The sequence below is a fragment of the Flavobacterium sp. OHVDL-2026-0007 genome (assembly GCF_059882335.1).
On sequence record NZ_CM187612.1, the window covers coordinates 1,564,686 to 1,579,203 of the forward strand.

11 protein-coding genes are annotated in these 14,518 nt (G+C 36.8%); 3 read left to right on the top strand and 8 right to left on the bottom strand.

Translation table 11 applies throughout. From position 1 onward, the window contains the following. The first annotated feature begins 121 nt into the window (after positions 1–121). A complete protein-coding gene (locus tag AC51AA_RS05925) occupies positions 122–1,810 on the top strand; it encodes a glycoside hydrolase family 28 protein (RefSeq protein WP_500704810.1) in 1,689 nt (562 codons plus the stop codon). A gap of 141 nt (positions 1,811–1,951) precedes the next feature. Here AC51AA_RS05925 and AC51AA_RS05930 read toward each other — a convergent pair whose 3' ends face one another. Together AC51AA_RS05930 and AC51AA_RS05935 are read right to left on the bottom strand one after the other, a co-directional pair. Beyond that, complete coding sequence (locus AC51AA_RS05930; protein WP_500704811.1) at positions 1,952–2,749, bottom strand: SDR family oxidoreductase; 798 nt, start codon at positions 2,747–2,749, stop codon at positions 1,952–1,954. Positions 2,750–2,806: 57 nt separating this feature from the next. Further along, positions 2,807–3,820, bottom strand: a complete 1,014-nt coding sequence (locus tag AC51AA_RS05935; RefSeq protein WP_500704812.1) for a zinc-binding alcohol dehydrogenase family protein — start codon at positions 3,818–3,820, stop codon at positions 2,807–2,809. 717 nt (positions 3,821–4,537) lie between these two features. On the opposite strand from AC51AA_RS05935, the gene AC51AA_RS05940 reads away from it, so the two are divergent. After that, a complete protein-coding gene (locus AC51AA_RS05940; RefSeq protein ID WP_500704813.1) occupies positions 4,538–5,350 on the top strand; it encodes an SDR family oxidoreductase in 813 nt (270 codons plus the stop codon). Between the two features lie 25 nt (positions 5,351–5,375). Continuing rightward, positions 5,376–6,566: a mannonate dehydratase gene (gene uxuA, locus AC51AA_RS05945; RefSeq protein ID WP_500704814.1), complete on the top strand. Its 1,191-nt coding sequence runs from the start codon at positions 5,376–5,378 to the stop codon at positions 6,564–6,566. A gap of 87 nt (positions 6,567–6,653) precedes the next feature. Here the strand turns inward: uxuA and AC51AA_RS05950 are convergent, their stop codons facing one another. From AC51AA_RS05950 to AC51AA_RS05975, 6 genes are all read right to left on the bottom strand, one after another. Next, on the bottom strand, positions 6,654–7,241 hold the full coding sequence (locus AC51AA_RS05950; protein WP_500704815.1) for a LutC/YkgG family protein: 588 nt from the start codon (positions 7,239–7,241) through the stop codon (positions 6,654–6,656). Further along, on the bottom strand, positions 7,234–8,634 hold the full coding sequence (locus AC51AA_RS05955; RefSeq protein WP_500704816.1) for a lactate utilization protein B: 1,401 nt from the start codon (positions 8,632–8,634) through the stop codon (positions 7,234–7,236). Before AC51AA_RS05955 ends, AC51AA_RS05950 begins: the two co-directional genes overlap by 8 nt. Before the next feature lie 6 nt (positions 8,635–8,640). Further along, complete coding sequence (locus tag AC51AA_RS05960) at positions 8,641–9,381, bottom strand: (Fe-S)-binding protein (protein WP_500704817.1); 741 nt, start codon at positions 9,379–9,381, stop codon at positions 8,641–8,643. A 109-nt stretch (positions 9,382–9,490) separates the two neighbouring features. After that, positions 9,491–10,852, bottom strand: a complete 1,362-nt coding sequence (locus tag AC51AA_RS05965; RefSeq protein WP_500704818.1) for an FGGY-family carbohydrate kinase — start codon at positions 10,850–10,852, stop codon at positions 9,491–9,493. A 14-nt stretch (positions 10,853–10,866) separates the two neighbouring features. Then, positions 10,867–12,141 (bottom strand): sugar isomerase, encoded by a 1,275-nt coding sequence (locus AC51AA_RS05970; protein WP_500704819.1) that lies wholly within the window; start codon positions 12,139–12,141, stop codon positions 10,867–10,869. 200 nt (positions 12,142–12,341) lie between these two features. Next, complete coding sequence (locus tag AC51AA_RS05975; RefSeq protein ID WP_500704820.1) at positions 12,342–14,483, bottom strand: bifunctional aldolase/short-chain dehydrogenase; 2,142 nt, start codon at positions 14,481–14,483, stop codon at positions 12,342–12,344. Between the last annotated feature and the right edge of the window lie 35 nt (positions 14,484–14,518).

Sequence of the window (14,518 nt, forward strand, 5' to 3'; positions counted from 1 at the left end):
TAGTTTACTTGTTTTTTATCAAACCTATTTTTTTCATATTCATAAAAAGAATGATCCTAAAAATAGATCCAGTAAACGCACAATCCCCGATTCAGTAAATTTCAAATAAAATGCTAACCCTATGAAAACTAAACCCATCATCCTTTTCCCCCTAACTTTATTTATTATCATAAGCTCTTGCTTGTCCAACAGTTTTGCGCAAAAGTCAAAGTCATATGACACTTATCAAAACATTGAATTTAAAATGGCTAAAGTCAAGGAACCTGTAATTCCAAAAAACACGGTCAACATAATAGACTTCGGTGCGGTAAATGGAGGTACTGTTTTGAATACTAAAGCTTTCGCTGATGCTATCGAAGCCGTTTCCAAAAAAGGAGGCGGAAAAGTAATTATCCCTCCTGGTGTTTGGCTTAGCGGTCCGATTATTTTAAAAAGCAATATCGAACTACATGCACAAACAGGAGCCTTAATCAAATTCTCCACTGATAAGAATCTATACCCCATTATCGAAACCAATTTTGAAGGTTTAAATACATGGCGTTGTATCTCTCCTATTTATGGAAAAAATCTAGTCAATGTTGCTTTTACCGGAAATGGCGTTTGGGATGGTTCTGGCGAAGCTTGGAGACTCGTTAAAAAGAGTAAACTAACGGAGGAACAATGGAAAAATCTCGTGGCTTCTGGAGGTGTTTTAAACGCTAAGAAAGACAGTTGGTATCCCTCTATACAGTATTTAAAAGGCTATGAAGGAGCAGATCAAAATGTTCGTCCTGACTTAAAAACAAAAGAAGATTACGAAGCCATACGTGATTTTCTTCGTCCCGTATTGGTGAGTATTCAAAATAGTAAAAGAGTATTATTTGATGGTCCTGTATTTCAAAATTCACCAGCTTGGAATATTCATCCTTTTATGATTGAGGATTTAATTGTACGCAATATAACGGTTCGTAATCCTTGGTTTTCTCAAAACGGTGATGGTCTTGACGTGGAGTCATGTAAAAATGTAATCATTGAAAATTCAAGTTTTGATGTAGGTGACGACGCGATTTGTATCAAATCAGGAAAAGACAAAGATGGTCGAGATCGTGGAATTCCTTGTGAAAACATTATCGTAAAAAACAACATCGTCTATCACGGACACGGCGGTGTAACGGTTGGAAGTGAAATGTCAGGCGGCGTAAAAAACCTTCATGTATCCAATTGCACTTTTATAGGTACTGATGTTGGTTTACGTTTTAAAAGTACACGAGGACGCGGTGGAGTTGTCCAAAACATCTTTATCTCAGATATTTTCATGACCGATATTCCATCACAAGCCATTTCTTTTGATTTGTATTATGGAGGAAAATCTATTGCAGAAACCTTGGCCGAAGGCGGAAATACAATAAGCACAAAAGCAGTTCCCGTTAATGAAGAGACACCTCAATTCAAAAATATTTCCATCAAAAACGTTACCATAAAAGGCGCTCAGCAAGCGGTATTTTTACAAGGTTTGCCAGAAATGAATTTGGAAAACATCGAGATTTCTAATTTGATTGCTACTGCCAAAAAAGGCTTTTCTATTATTGATGCAAACGGAATCAGAATTACCAATGCAAAACTCAATATAGAAGAAAGAACTGTTTTTGAAATTTACAATACTAAAAATATGACACTTAAAAATATAGAATTCAACTCGACATCTCCAAAAGCGATTTCGGTTAATGGTGAAGCTTGTCAGAATATTGAATTTGTCTCTTCCGCTACTTTAGATGTTGCTTCCAAAACAACTTTGGGACAAACTGTTCCTAAAGGCGCTGTGAAGTTTTAAACTTTTATGAAAACAAAAAACAGGCTATCGAAAAAGGAACAGCCTGTTTTTTATTTTCAATAGTCTGTATTTCGAGAAATGACAGGATTGCGTTAAAACCGATACCTGCAATTTGCATCCCTACAGTTTTGGATCACTTTATTAATTTACATCACTAATTAATGCACGATCCAAATGCACATAACCACCGTCCACAAAAACAAATTGTCCAGTGGTGTGGGAAGAACGATCAGAAATAACAAAAAGTGCTGCGTCGGCAATTTCCACTGTTTTAGTCATTCGGCTTTCCAACGGAATACTTTTGTTGATTTTCTGTAAAACAACCTCACCATCCGGAAGTGTTTTCAACCAATCATCATAAGCAGGGGTAAAGCTTTCCGCAATGATAATTGCATTGGAACGGATTCCAAATTGAATTAAATCAACTGCCCATTCTCTGGTAAGTCCTAAAACGCCACCTTTGGCAGCGGCATAACCCGAGGTTCCTCCTTGTCCTGTTAGGGCGACTTTAGAACCAATATTCAAAATATTCCCTTTTGATTCTTTGAGATAGGGAAGCGCGTATTTAGTCAATAAAAAATAACTGACCACATTGAGTTTCAACGAATTCATAAATTCCTCATAGCTGGCCTCCAAACCCGCACCATCGTTTACTCCTACATTGTTAATCACAGCGTCAATTTTTCCGTATTTTGCAGCAATCTTCTTGACAGCTTCTTCCATTTCAATAGGATCGGTTACATCCGTTTTAACGAATAAGGAATCTATTTCTCTTTTCTGAAGCGCATCGGCATAGCCAAAGCCCCTATCATTTCTATCCACTAGAACCGGAATTGCGCCTTCCTCTGCCAATCTTTTGATGATGGTTTCACCAATACTTCCTTCTTTACCTGCCGAACCCGACACGACAATTACTTTATTTTTTAAATTTAAATCCATTCTGGGTGATTATTTGAGGTTCATCAGTAGCTCGTTATTTTTACTTCAACCATACCGCTATTCGATTTCAATTAAGGCTTTGATTACGTTATTTTTAGGATCAATCAATTTTCCAAAATCGTCAATCATAGTTGAAAAACTTGTTCTGTGTGTAATGTATTTTTTGGGATCAATTTTTCCGTTTTTAAGACATTCCATCACGTATTCAAAATCCGCAATAGTGGCATTTCTGCTGCTCATTAAAGTAGATTCTCTTTTATGGAAATCTGGATGACTAAACGCCAATTCCCCTTTTTGAAGTCCAACCAAAACAAATCTTCCCCCATGCGAAATATACTGAAAAGCATCATTCATCACATTTCTGTTCCCTGTGGCATCAATAACCACATTAGCCATATCTCCCCCAGTGATTTCTTCCAGTTTTGCTGCCACATTTTCCGTTAACGGATTTATTGTTGCATCAGCATTGAGTTCCTTTTTACAAAAACCTAACCGGTACTCGTTGATGTCCATCACGATCACTTTAGCGCCTGCAATTTTAGCAAACTGAATTAATCCAATACCAATTGGTCCTGCTCCCATTACCAGAACAGTATCATTGGGACCAACTGCAGCTCTTCTTACTCCATGGGCAGCAATGGCCAGTGGTTCAACCAAAGCCAACTGATCATAATCCAATCCTTGACCGTGTACTAAATATTGCTCAGGAATAACCACATATTCAGCCATTCCGCCATCAATATGAACTCCAAAGACCTTGATGTTGACACAACAATTTGTCAAACCGTTTCGACAAGCCACACATTTTCCACAATTGAAATAGGGAATAAAAGTTACTTTATCTCCAGGGGCAAAACCTTTTGCATTTCCTTTCACATATTCAGCAGCCAATTCATGACCTAAAATTCTCGGATATTCAAAATAAGGTTGGGTTCCTCCAAAAGCATGAATATCAGTACCGCAAATCCCAATTCTTTTGATCTTTAGTAATACCTCTCCCTCTTTTGGTTCGGGTATTTCTTTTTCTTTTAAGGCAAACTCCTGTGGTTTTTCACATACAATAAATTTCATTTTCTATATATTTTTTATTCGTAATTACTCCTTATTTATATCGTTGCAGTCCCATGAGAATAATAAATGTAAAAACTACATTAACAAAAGTAATCGTAAATATTTATAATTAAGCTATATTTCATCTGAATCCACAAAAACACTCCTACTTTAAAATTTTGTAACATTTTTTGAAGCTTTTATAAAAAATAAGACGCTACTGGTGATGGTCAACAAATGGTTTTGCAGCGCAAAAATTAACATCATTTTATCCTTTTACTACTCGAAAAATTCCCATTAGTCATTTCCCACAAAAGTCCCCACTATATTCACGAACTACTTGTGAAGATTACTTGCTCATCAACCTGCTAAACAATGCATTAATTGCGATAATTTTTAATGAATTTAAATTGAATTCCTTAGTTTTTATATATATTTGTATGATCCGTGTACGCGCACATAAACAAGTCTAACTGTTTAAAAAAGTCATACTCTTAACTGGTAAAGGGCTCTGATTTTATAAAGCCTAGGCCACCGTTTTACAGTTAAAAATGTTTGGACAAAGAAGATTCCGATACCATCGAAAAGGACCCCCAAGAAAATATGGAAAATCATACCCCCAATAAAAAAAGAAACAATTAATAAATACACTATTATTTAGCGCATAAAAAACCTCATTTAAGATCTACAGCACGGTTTCTATGTCTCAAAAAATCATTATAAATCATTAAAATTAGTATGGATTCAATATTTAATCTAAAAGGAAAAATTGCATTAATCACCGGCGGTGCAGGTGTATTAGGAAGCAATTTTGCGAACGTATTGGCAAAACAAGGCGTTATTACAGGAATCGTTTCACAATCAATAGAAAAAGCCAACAAAACTGTAGCCGCAATAGAAAGCAACGGCGGAAAAGCTTTTGCCATTGAGGCGAATGTTTTAAACAAAGAAGAATTAGAAAAAGCCAGAGATTTTATAGTAGAAAAATACGGGCGTCTTGATATTCTTATCAACGCTGCGGGCGGAAACATGCCAGGAGCTACAATACAACCAGATCAGGCCATTTACGATTTACAAGTTGAAGATTTACAAAAAGTAGTCGATCTTAATATTATTGGAACGATGTTGCCTTCTCAAGTATTCTCAGCGCTTTTTGCCAAACAAAAAGCAGGAATCATCATCAATATTTCATCAGCATCAGCACAAAGACCCTTGACCAGAGTTGTAGGTTACTCCGCTTCTAAAGCAGCAATAGATAACTTCACGCAGTGGATGTCTGTAGAACTGGCTTCTAAATATGGCGAAGGTATTCGTGTAAATGCCATTTCACCAGGATTTTTTATCGGAGAACAAAACCGTGCCTTATTGCTAACTCCAGAAGGAAACCTCACTCCCAGAGGCGAGAAAATTATCGAACATACCCCAATGGGAAGATTTGGAACACCACAGGATATTGATGGAGCACTCCTGTTTTTATGCAGTGACATGTCCAAATTTGTCACTGGTACAATCCTAAAAGTTGACGGAGGATTTGCCGCGACAAGTATTTAATTATCATCACTAAAAACAAATCATAATGGAACAAACATTAAGATGGTTCGGACCAAACGATCCCGTTTCTTTACAAGATATCAAACAAACTGGAGCTACTGGAATCGTAACGGCATTACATCATATTCCAAACGGACAAATTTGGGAAATTGAAGAAATTATCAAACGAAAAATTGAAATTGAACACGAAAATGGTGATGCAAAAAAAGGATCTTCTGGTTTGACATGGTCCGTTGTCGAAAGTATTCCAGTTCATGAAGACATTAAAAAACAAACTGGAAATTATCTTCAATACATTGAAAATTATAAAATAAGCATTCGAAATTTAGCTTTATGTGGCATAAAATCTATTTGTTATAATTTCATGCCTGTTTTGGATTGGTCAAGAACGGATCTAGCTTATGAAACGGCCGATGGATCAAAGGCATTGCGTTTTGATATTAATGCTTTTGCAGCTTTTGAATTGTTTATTTTAAAAAGACCCGGAGCAGAAAAGGAATATTCACAAGAACAGATTCAAAAAGCCACGAAATACTTTGAAGCGATGACCCCTGCCGACAAAGTAAAATTACAACAAAACATACTAGCTGGACTTCCTGGAGCGGAAGAGGCCTACTCTGTTGAGGACTTCTTAGTTACGTTAAGCAGTTACAATCATATTGACAGGAAAGCCTTGAAGGAAAATTTATTTTTCTTTTTAAAAGAAATTATACCAATCGCTGAGCGCAACGGTGTCCTAATGGCCATTCACCCAGACGATCCACCCTACCCAATTTTAGGATTACCTAGAGTAGTAAGCACCGAAGAAGATTTAATCGACCTAATGGCTGCTGCTGAATCAAATTCGAACGGCTTTACCATGTGCACCGGTTCATACGGCGTAAGGGCTGATAATGATTTATCGGGAATGATACGACGTCATGGAGATAAAATGAACTTTATTCACCTAAGAAGCACGCAAAGAGATGAAGAAGGAAGTTTTTATGAGGCCAATCATCTTGAAGGTGATGTGGATATGTACGAAGTGGTAAAGGCTATTATTGAAGTGGAAAAGAGAAACAATAGTCAGTTACCTATGCGACCTGATCATGGACATCAAATGTTGGACGACTTGAATAAAAAGACAAATCCTGGATATTCGGCAATTGGACGTTTAAGAGGTCTGGCTGAACTGCGTGGACTTGAAATGGGAATTAAAAAATCACTTCAAAAATAAACTCAAAAGAGCAACAGACGCAAAGTTTTTCAATGTCTTTGCGTCTTGGGTTCTTTATCAAACTATTACTTTCTTTGACTTAAAAAATTATTCCAATAGAAAAACGATTAACCCTCTAGCTCCATGTGCTCCTAAAACCAAGGATTGTTCAATATCAGCCGTTTTAGACGGTCCAGCGATAAAAGTTCCAAAACCATATTCCTGATTACCGATTCTCTCATAGGCCTGTTGCATGGTTGGTACTATATCTTTTTTGTTCACGATAATAGCTAAATATTGGGCAATAAAAGGCGACACACGTTGCCCTAACAAATCATCAGTCACCCAAAGCGCACTATTCTCAGCAACACCAAAATGCGCTTTTACAATGGTTAATTCTACATTTTGTAGTGAATGTGGATCATCGCTTGTCCAATCTAAAGTCGCAATCTCAGAAAGTTCGGAAACTGTAGTTATCAACCGCTTTTCAAGCGAATAATTGGCTTTTATGTACGCTATAATGGCATCGTAATTAGCCACTTCTACGGCATTGCCACCAATATTTTTTAGTACGGTTTTATACGTCTCAAATACATCAAATTGCTCTGACCCCAAAACATTTAAGTCTGGTAAATCTGTAACTAAAGCAGGTTGATTTTGTTTTATTTTCTTTAGAATATCCGCTTTACTACTCATGGTCTTTTGCTTTTGATTCTCTTGCATTCTTCTTGTACCATTCTCTAAAAGATTCTTCAGGAACAGCAGGCATTTCACGTCCGTCGTACCACTTGTTGAACTTATTATTAACCATTCCCGGTACTTTTTTCATTACAAATCTTCCTGATATACCCGCTAAATTAAAAATCATAGGATTGGCTAGTACTTTTGCCATGGTTTTCATCGCTACTGTCTTAGCTGTTGCTGTATGGCCTTCTTTGACCAAAACCTGACGCCATTTGTACAGTTGATCGTGGATGTCAATTTTTACCGGACAAACATGGGTACAAGAGCCACATAATGTACTAGCGAATGGAAGATCAGCGTTTTGACTCATGTCTAAATTGGGTGCTAGAATTGCTCCAATTGGTCCTGCAACGGCATTGTGATAACTATGTCCTCCACTTCGTCTATAAACCGGACAAGTATTCATACATGCTCCGCAGCGAATACATTTTAAAGAATTTCTAAAATCCTCTCTTCCTAATTGTGTGCTTCTGCCATTGTCAACAATGACGATATGCATTTCTTTCCCCTCTCTTGGTTTCTTAAAGTGACTTGAAAAAGTAGTGATCGGTTGTCCCGTTGCGCTTCTGGCTAATAATCTCAGAAAAACACCTAGATGTTTGCGCTGAGGAATTAACTTTTCAAATCCCATACAAGCAATGTGGACATCGGCTAAATGTGCCCCCATATCAGCATTTCCTTCATTGGTACAAACTACTATTTCACCCGTTTGGGCAATAGCAAAGTTAACCCCTGTTAAAGCAACTTTTCTGGTCAAAAATGTATTTCTCAGACTGAAACGAGCTGATTCTGTCAAATATTGAGGATCCATATTTCCTTTTTCAGTTCCCAAATGTTCGTGAAAAGTTTCACTTACATCTTCCTTTTTAAGATGGATTGCCGGTAAAACAATATGACTTGGTGCTTCTTTACGGAGTTGAACAATATATTCTCCTAAATCAGAATCGATAACTTCTATCCCTTTTTCGGCTAAATAATCATTCAAATGACATTCTTCTGTAAGCATTGATTTTGATTTCACCATTTGCTTTACATCCTGTTTTTTCAAGATCGAATGCACTATTGCATTATGTTCTTTTGCATCGGCTGCCCAATGTACTTTAATACCGTTTTTCTGTGCATTGGCTTCAAATTCAATCAAATAATCATGCATATTAGACAACACATTATTTTTAATTTCAGAAGCCGTTTGGCGAAGTAATTCCCAATCGTCGATTTGATGCGCTGCTTTATCCCGTTTTTCCCGAACAAACCAAAGCGTTTCATCGTGCCAATTGACTCGTTCTACATCTTTGTTAAAATGTGCAGCAGCCTGGCTATGTTCTAGTGTTTTTTTTGAAAACATGCTCTTTTAATTTCCGAGTGAATTTAATATTTCGGCTATATGAATGGTTTTAACCTTGCTTTTTTGTCTTTTCAGAATTCCTTCTAAATGCATTAAACACGACATATCTCCACCAGTAATATAGTCCACTTGATGGTCTTCGTGATCTTTTATTCGGTCTTGTCCCATTTTCACAGAAACCGCTCCTTCAGTCACACAAAATGTACCACCAAAACCACAACATTCATCTTTTCGTGCTAAAGAGACCAGATCTAAACCTTTTATTTTATGTAGTAATTGTTCTGGCTTAGAGAAAAAAGTGGCGTTCAATTCTGTCATCTGCGAAAGCTTTAATCCGCGTTGACCGTGACAGCTTATATGCATTCCTACTCTAAAGGGAAAATTCCCTTCTATAGCATCTATTCTAAGAATATCGGTAATGAATTCGGTCAGTTCGAATACCTTGGTTCGCATTACCGCTGCCACTTCTTCTTGTTTTTGGTCATGCAAATGTTCTTTTACATGCAAAACACAACTTCCAGAGGGACAAACAATATAATCGAATCCCGTGAAATTGGCTATAAAATTAGCATCACAACCTTTGGTTAAATGTTGGTATCCACTGTTTGCCATAGGTTGTCCGCAACAGGTTTGTCCCATTGGAAACTCAACCTCACAACCTAATTTTTGTAAAAGCTCATAAGTGGCAATAGCTACTTTGGGATAAAACTGGTCGACATAACACGGTATAAAAAGTCCGATTTTCATATGCTACTGTTTCTTTAATAACGAGATGATCTACCACTAAATTTGCTTCAAACGGTAGCAGCTGTCTGAAACAAAAATCTTATGAATCTTTTAATCTCTAGTTATTGTTTTAATGTTTGTAAAATTTCAAATCAATCAGATCATTTTGGATCGGTTTGGGGTTCCAATTTTGATGAATAGCTAATGCAGCTCCTAAGGCGCTTGCTTGTGCCATTGATGCAGCATACACTTCCATATCTGGAAAAGCTTCTGCCAATAAATTCATGAAAATTGAATTTTTACTAAAGCCACCATCAACAAAAATCTTCTTTACAGGGCTATTGTGCACCACTAAATTAGTCGAGAAAACTTGTTGTTCCACCAGATCCATCATCAATTGATGATAGGCCATTTCGTAAGTTTTAAATGTTGAAAGATCTCTTTTCTGAAAAGGACATTCCTTCAAAATGTCAAAATCGTATTTCTTTGGATAAATGATTTGATAATTTAAAGCTCTTAAATGAGATACAATCTTTTTATCAAAATAAACCTCTTTATAGACGTCTACAGCTACTTTAAAATAAGCGGCTAACCTTTTAGTCTGTACCTCATGTTCGTTACCTGAAAATAAGCGTGCTGCTTTTACGGGTTTTTCAGTGTATTGCATATAACACAAACAGTCATTTTGCAATTCTTCAAAGGTCAATTGTTTTGTATTGAAAGGGTTCAACGAAATGCTCCAGGTCCCTGTTGACAACAAAACAAAAGGTTCAGTGAAATTTATAGTGTAGGGAATAATGGCTGATGAACTATCATGCAAACCAGCTCCTATGGCTACTTCATTGTCTTTTTTGATGATATCTTTTCCAAAATGAAGTGGTGGGATTTTATTTAGAATATCTTCATTTTTGAGCCATTTATGATACTTCATCTTTTTAAAATTCCAAAGATTGGTATGACAGCCAATACTGGTAATATCTGAATACGCTTCATTGGTTAAAAGAAAACTCAAGTATTGCGGCAAATGCAAACAATACCTGATTTTTTCAAACAACTCAGGTCTTTCTTCTTTGAGTCTGTAAATTTGCATTCCCGAATTCAGGTTTCCTAAAACCGGAGAAGCCGTTTTTGCAGCAAACTTTTCTTTGCCCTTATACTTTTTATAGAAAGCCTCAATCAAATCCTCTGGGTACTCTTTTAGGTAATTATAAAGAGGAGTTAAAATTTTCCCGCTTTCATCAATATAAACAAAACTAGCACCATACGTGCTAAAATTGATAGCTTTAAGAACATAGCCATTTAGATTTTTTATTTCAGCTAATCCATCGAATATCCAGTTTTTTAATAACTCTATATCTTCACAGGGAAAACCGTCTTCATCGACCGTTTCCTCAAGATTAACTGATTTCTCCCAAACAATTTTGTAATTTTCATCAAATAAAAACACCTTTTTGTTTGTTTTACCAATATCAAAAATTGCAACTACATTCATTATATGCTATTTTTTTATAAGCCTGTAGCCATTGTTTTTAAACCTCTTTCTCCTATTAGATTTTTTCGAATAGTAAGACTGCGATACAATTCAACTGGATTCAGTGCAGCACCGGAACGCAAACGAGCTTCAGCGACTAATGCACGTACATCGGTACGGAAAGCATGTTGTAAAATTTCTTGCGCTTTTACTACATCATTTTCATCCTGAGCAATTTCTAATGCCTTTCTATCTACCAAAAGAGCCTGCGCATAGGCGATCATTATAGCTTCAACCGATTGCAATAAATCTTCTAAAGGATCTTTAATGTTGTGTGAAGCGTCGATCATCCAGCCTAAATCTTTTGCGTGATTCATTCCTCTGGCATCCATCCCCTCTACTAACTCATTAAAAATCAAAAACAATTGATATGGTTTTAATGCTCCGGCTGTTAAATCGTCATCTCCATATTTTGAATCATTAAAGTGGAATCCTCCCAACTTGTTCTCCATTAATAACAAAGAAACAATTTGTTCGATATTGGCATTTGGCAAATGATGTCCCAAATCAACTAAAGTCTGCGCTTTATCTCCTAACTTTTTCACGTAAGAATACGATTGTCCCCAATCGGCTACAGTAGTAGAGTAAAAATTAGGTTCAGCACATTTATATTCTAAAAACAATTTCCAGTTGGAAGGCAATGCTGCATAGATTTCCTCTAAACTTTCTAATGTATTTTGGTACGCTTTGCGGAAATTCAACTGTCCTGGAAAAGAAGATCCGTCCGCTAACCAAACCGTTAGTGATTCTGACCCTAATTCAATTCCGTGTTGAATGACTTCAATATTATGGGCAATGGCTTGTTTACGAACTGCTTTGTTTACATTTTGCAACGATCCAAATTTATAGGAATGTGCCTGATTCGCTTGATCCTGAAAGGTATTAGAATTCATAGCGTCAAACTTTAATCCGTGTTGTGCAGCTAGAAATTTGATTGCTTTATAATCCGTAGGAATATCCCATGGGATATGCAAGGATATCGCTCCTGAAGCGTTATTTAATGCATGAAGCAAGCCTACATCTTCAATCTTCTCTTCTATCGAACGAGGTTCTCCTCCTCCAGCAAAACGTCCAAATCTTGTTCCTCCAGTTCCTAATGCCCAAGATGGAATCGCGATTTGAAAATCAATTAATTTTTGAATAATGGATTCTGTTTCACCCATTTCAGATACCGTAAAGGCAAATTTGTTCTCATGTCTTTTTAATAATTCCTCATTGTGAGAGGCTATATTGTTTGATCCGATTAACATATTATTTATCTTTTAATAGAGTCTACAATATATAAATTATTATAAATTGAACTCCTGTTTTACTTTACTATTTTATGCTATTTTACAGGTTAAATCAGCGTTTCTATATTTAAAAAAATCTAACGCTCAAATGATATCGAACGTTAGATCACAAAAAACCACTTTTGTTTTTAAACAAACTTAAATAAACCTAAAACAACTTATCTGTAAAAGCCCATGGATACTCCGCCGTCTACGTTTAAGGCGTTTCCTGTTGATTTCCCCAGTAAACCACCAACAAAAGCGTAACAAGCGTTTGCAATATCATCCGGCAATATAATTTCATTAAGTAACGTACGTTTAGCATAATAGGCCGGTAATTCCGCAACCGTTACACCATATGCTTTAGCACGACCTTCTGCCCAACCACCAGCCCAAATATTGGAGTCTGAGATTACAGCATCAGGATTTACGGTATTGACACGAATTTTATCTGCACCTAATTCGGCTGCCATTAAACGTGTTAAATGTGCCTGAGCAGCTTTTGCTGAACCGTAGCCCGGATTATTTGGACCTGCCACTACTGCATTTTTGGAAACAATATTTACGATGTCTCCACCAAATCCTTGTTTACGCATCACTTCAATTCCGGCTTTTGAAACAATAAATTGCCCTTTAACCAAAATATCATATAATCTATCCCATTCGTCAAGAGTATGTTCTGCTATGGATTTTGAAATACTAATTCCTGCATTATTTACAATAATATCAGCACCACCAAACGCCAGACAAGCCTCATCTAATGCTTTTTCAGTACTTTTTTCGTCCGTTACATTTAATAATGTACTTGAAACGGCATCTTTACCAAAGAGCTTGATAAATTCAGCTGTAGCCGTTTCTAGACGCTCTTCGTTAATATCATTAATCACTACACAGGCCCCTTCTTGAGCAAACTTTTTAGCGATAGCTTTACCAATACCACCGGCAGAGCCCGTAATAACGGCTATTCTTCCTGACAATGCTTTTGGTTTTGGCATACGTTGTAGTTTTGCTTCTTCTAACAACCAATATTCGATATCAAAAGCTTCTTGGTGTGGCAATGAAGTATACTCTGAAACTGCCTCGGCCCCTTTCATCACATTTACGGCATTGATATAGTATTCCGATGCCAAACGTGCCATCGTTTTATCCTTAGCAAATGTAAACATCCCCACTCCCGGATATAAAATCACAACTGGATTTGGATCACGCATTGCAGGTGAATTTGACTTCTTACATCCATTGTAATACTCTTTATACATCGCACGATACGCTTCAAAAGCTGGTGCTAACTTTGCTTTGATCGCCGCTACATCTGCCAAATCCTCATCTGGTTCTAATGTCAAGACCAACGGACTGATTTTCGTACGTAAAAAGTGATCTGGACACGAAGTTCCTAATGGAGCTAATTTGGCTAAATCATTAGAATTGATAAACTCCAAAACTCTTGCATCATCGGTATAATGACCAATCATCTGACGCTCTGAAGAACAGAAACCTCTTAAGATAGGAGCTACTTTTGCTGCTTTTAATTTACGATCTGCTTCAGGTAAACTGTCTCTTTTTTTTCCACCAAAAACAGCGCGTTTTTTCCCGTAGTTACTTTCTAAATATTCCGCACATTTCTCAATGACTTCCAATGTATTAATATAACTTTCAAATGCCGTGTCACCCCAAGTAAACAAACCATGAGAGCCCAGCATAATTCCACGAAGTTTTTTTCCTTTTTTCTGCGCTTCCTCCAAACAACTTCTTAATTGAAGTCCTAGGTCAAAACCAGGACGTTGCCATCCTACCCAACCAATTTCACCGTCGAATAATTCTTCAGTAATTTTAGCTCCGTCTTTTGCAGCAGCGATAGCAATTGCAGCATCCGGGTGTAAGTGATCAATATGTTTGAATGGTAAAAATCCATGTAAGGGCGTATCAATTGAAGGTGCTTTTGATCCCAAATCAAAAATACAGTGATTGAACAATTCTACCATTTCATCTTCAAATTCAATACCTCTGTAAACACTTTCAAGATTGCGAAGTCTGTCTAAATATAGCGCCGCACAACCTGATTTTGTCAACGTACCAATGTCCCCACCTGAACCTTTAATCCACATTACTTCAGAGCTTTCTCCCGTTAATGGATCTTTGTCTGTAATTTTTACAGAAGTGTTTCCACCACCATAATTAGTAAGTCTTAAATCGGCTCCCAACAAGTTGGAACGATAAATGAAAAGCGCTACTTCATCTCCTGCTAGTGCTGCTGCCTTAGCATCATCCCACAGATAGCTTACATGCTTAAAATTCATATTTTCTGTATTTATATTTGACATTGTTGTTGTATTCGACATGCTTATAATATTGTTTG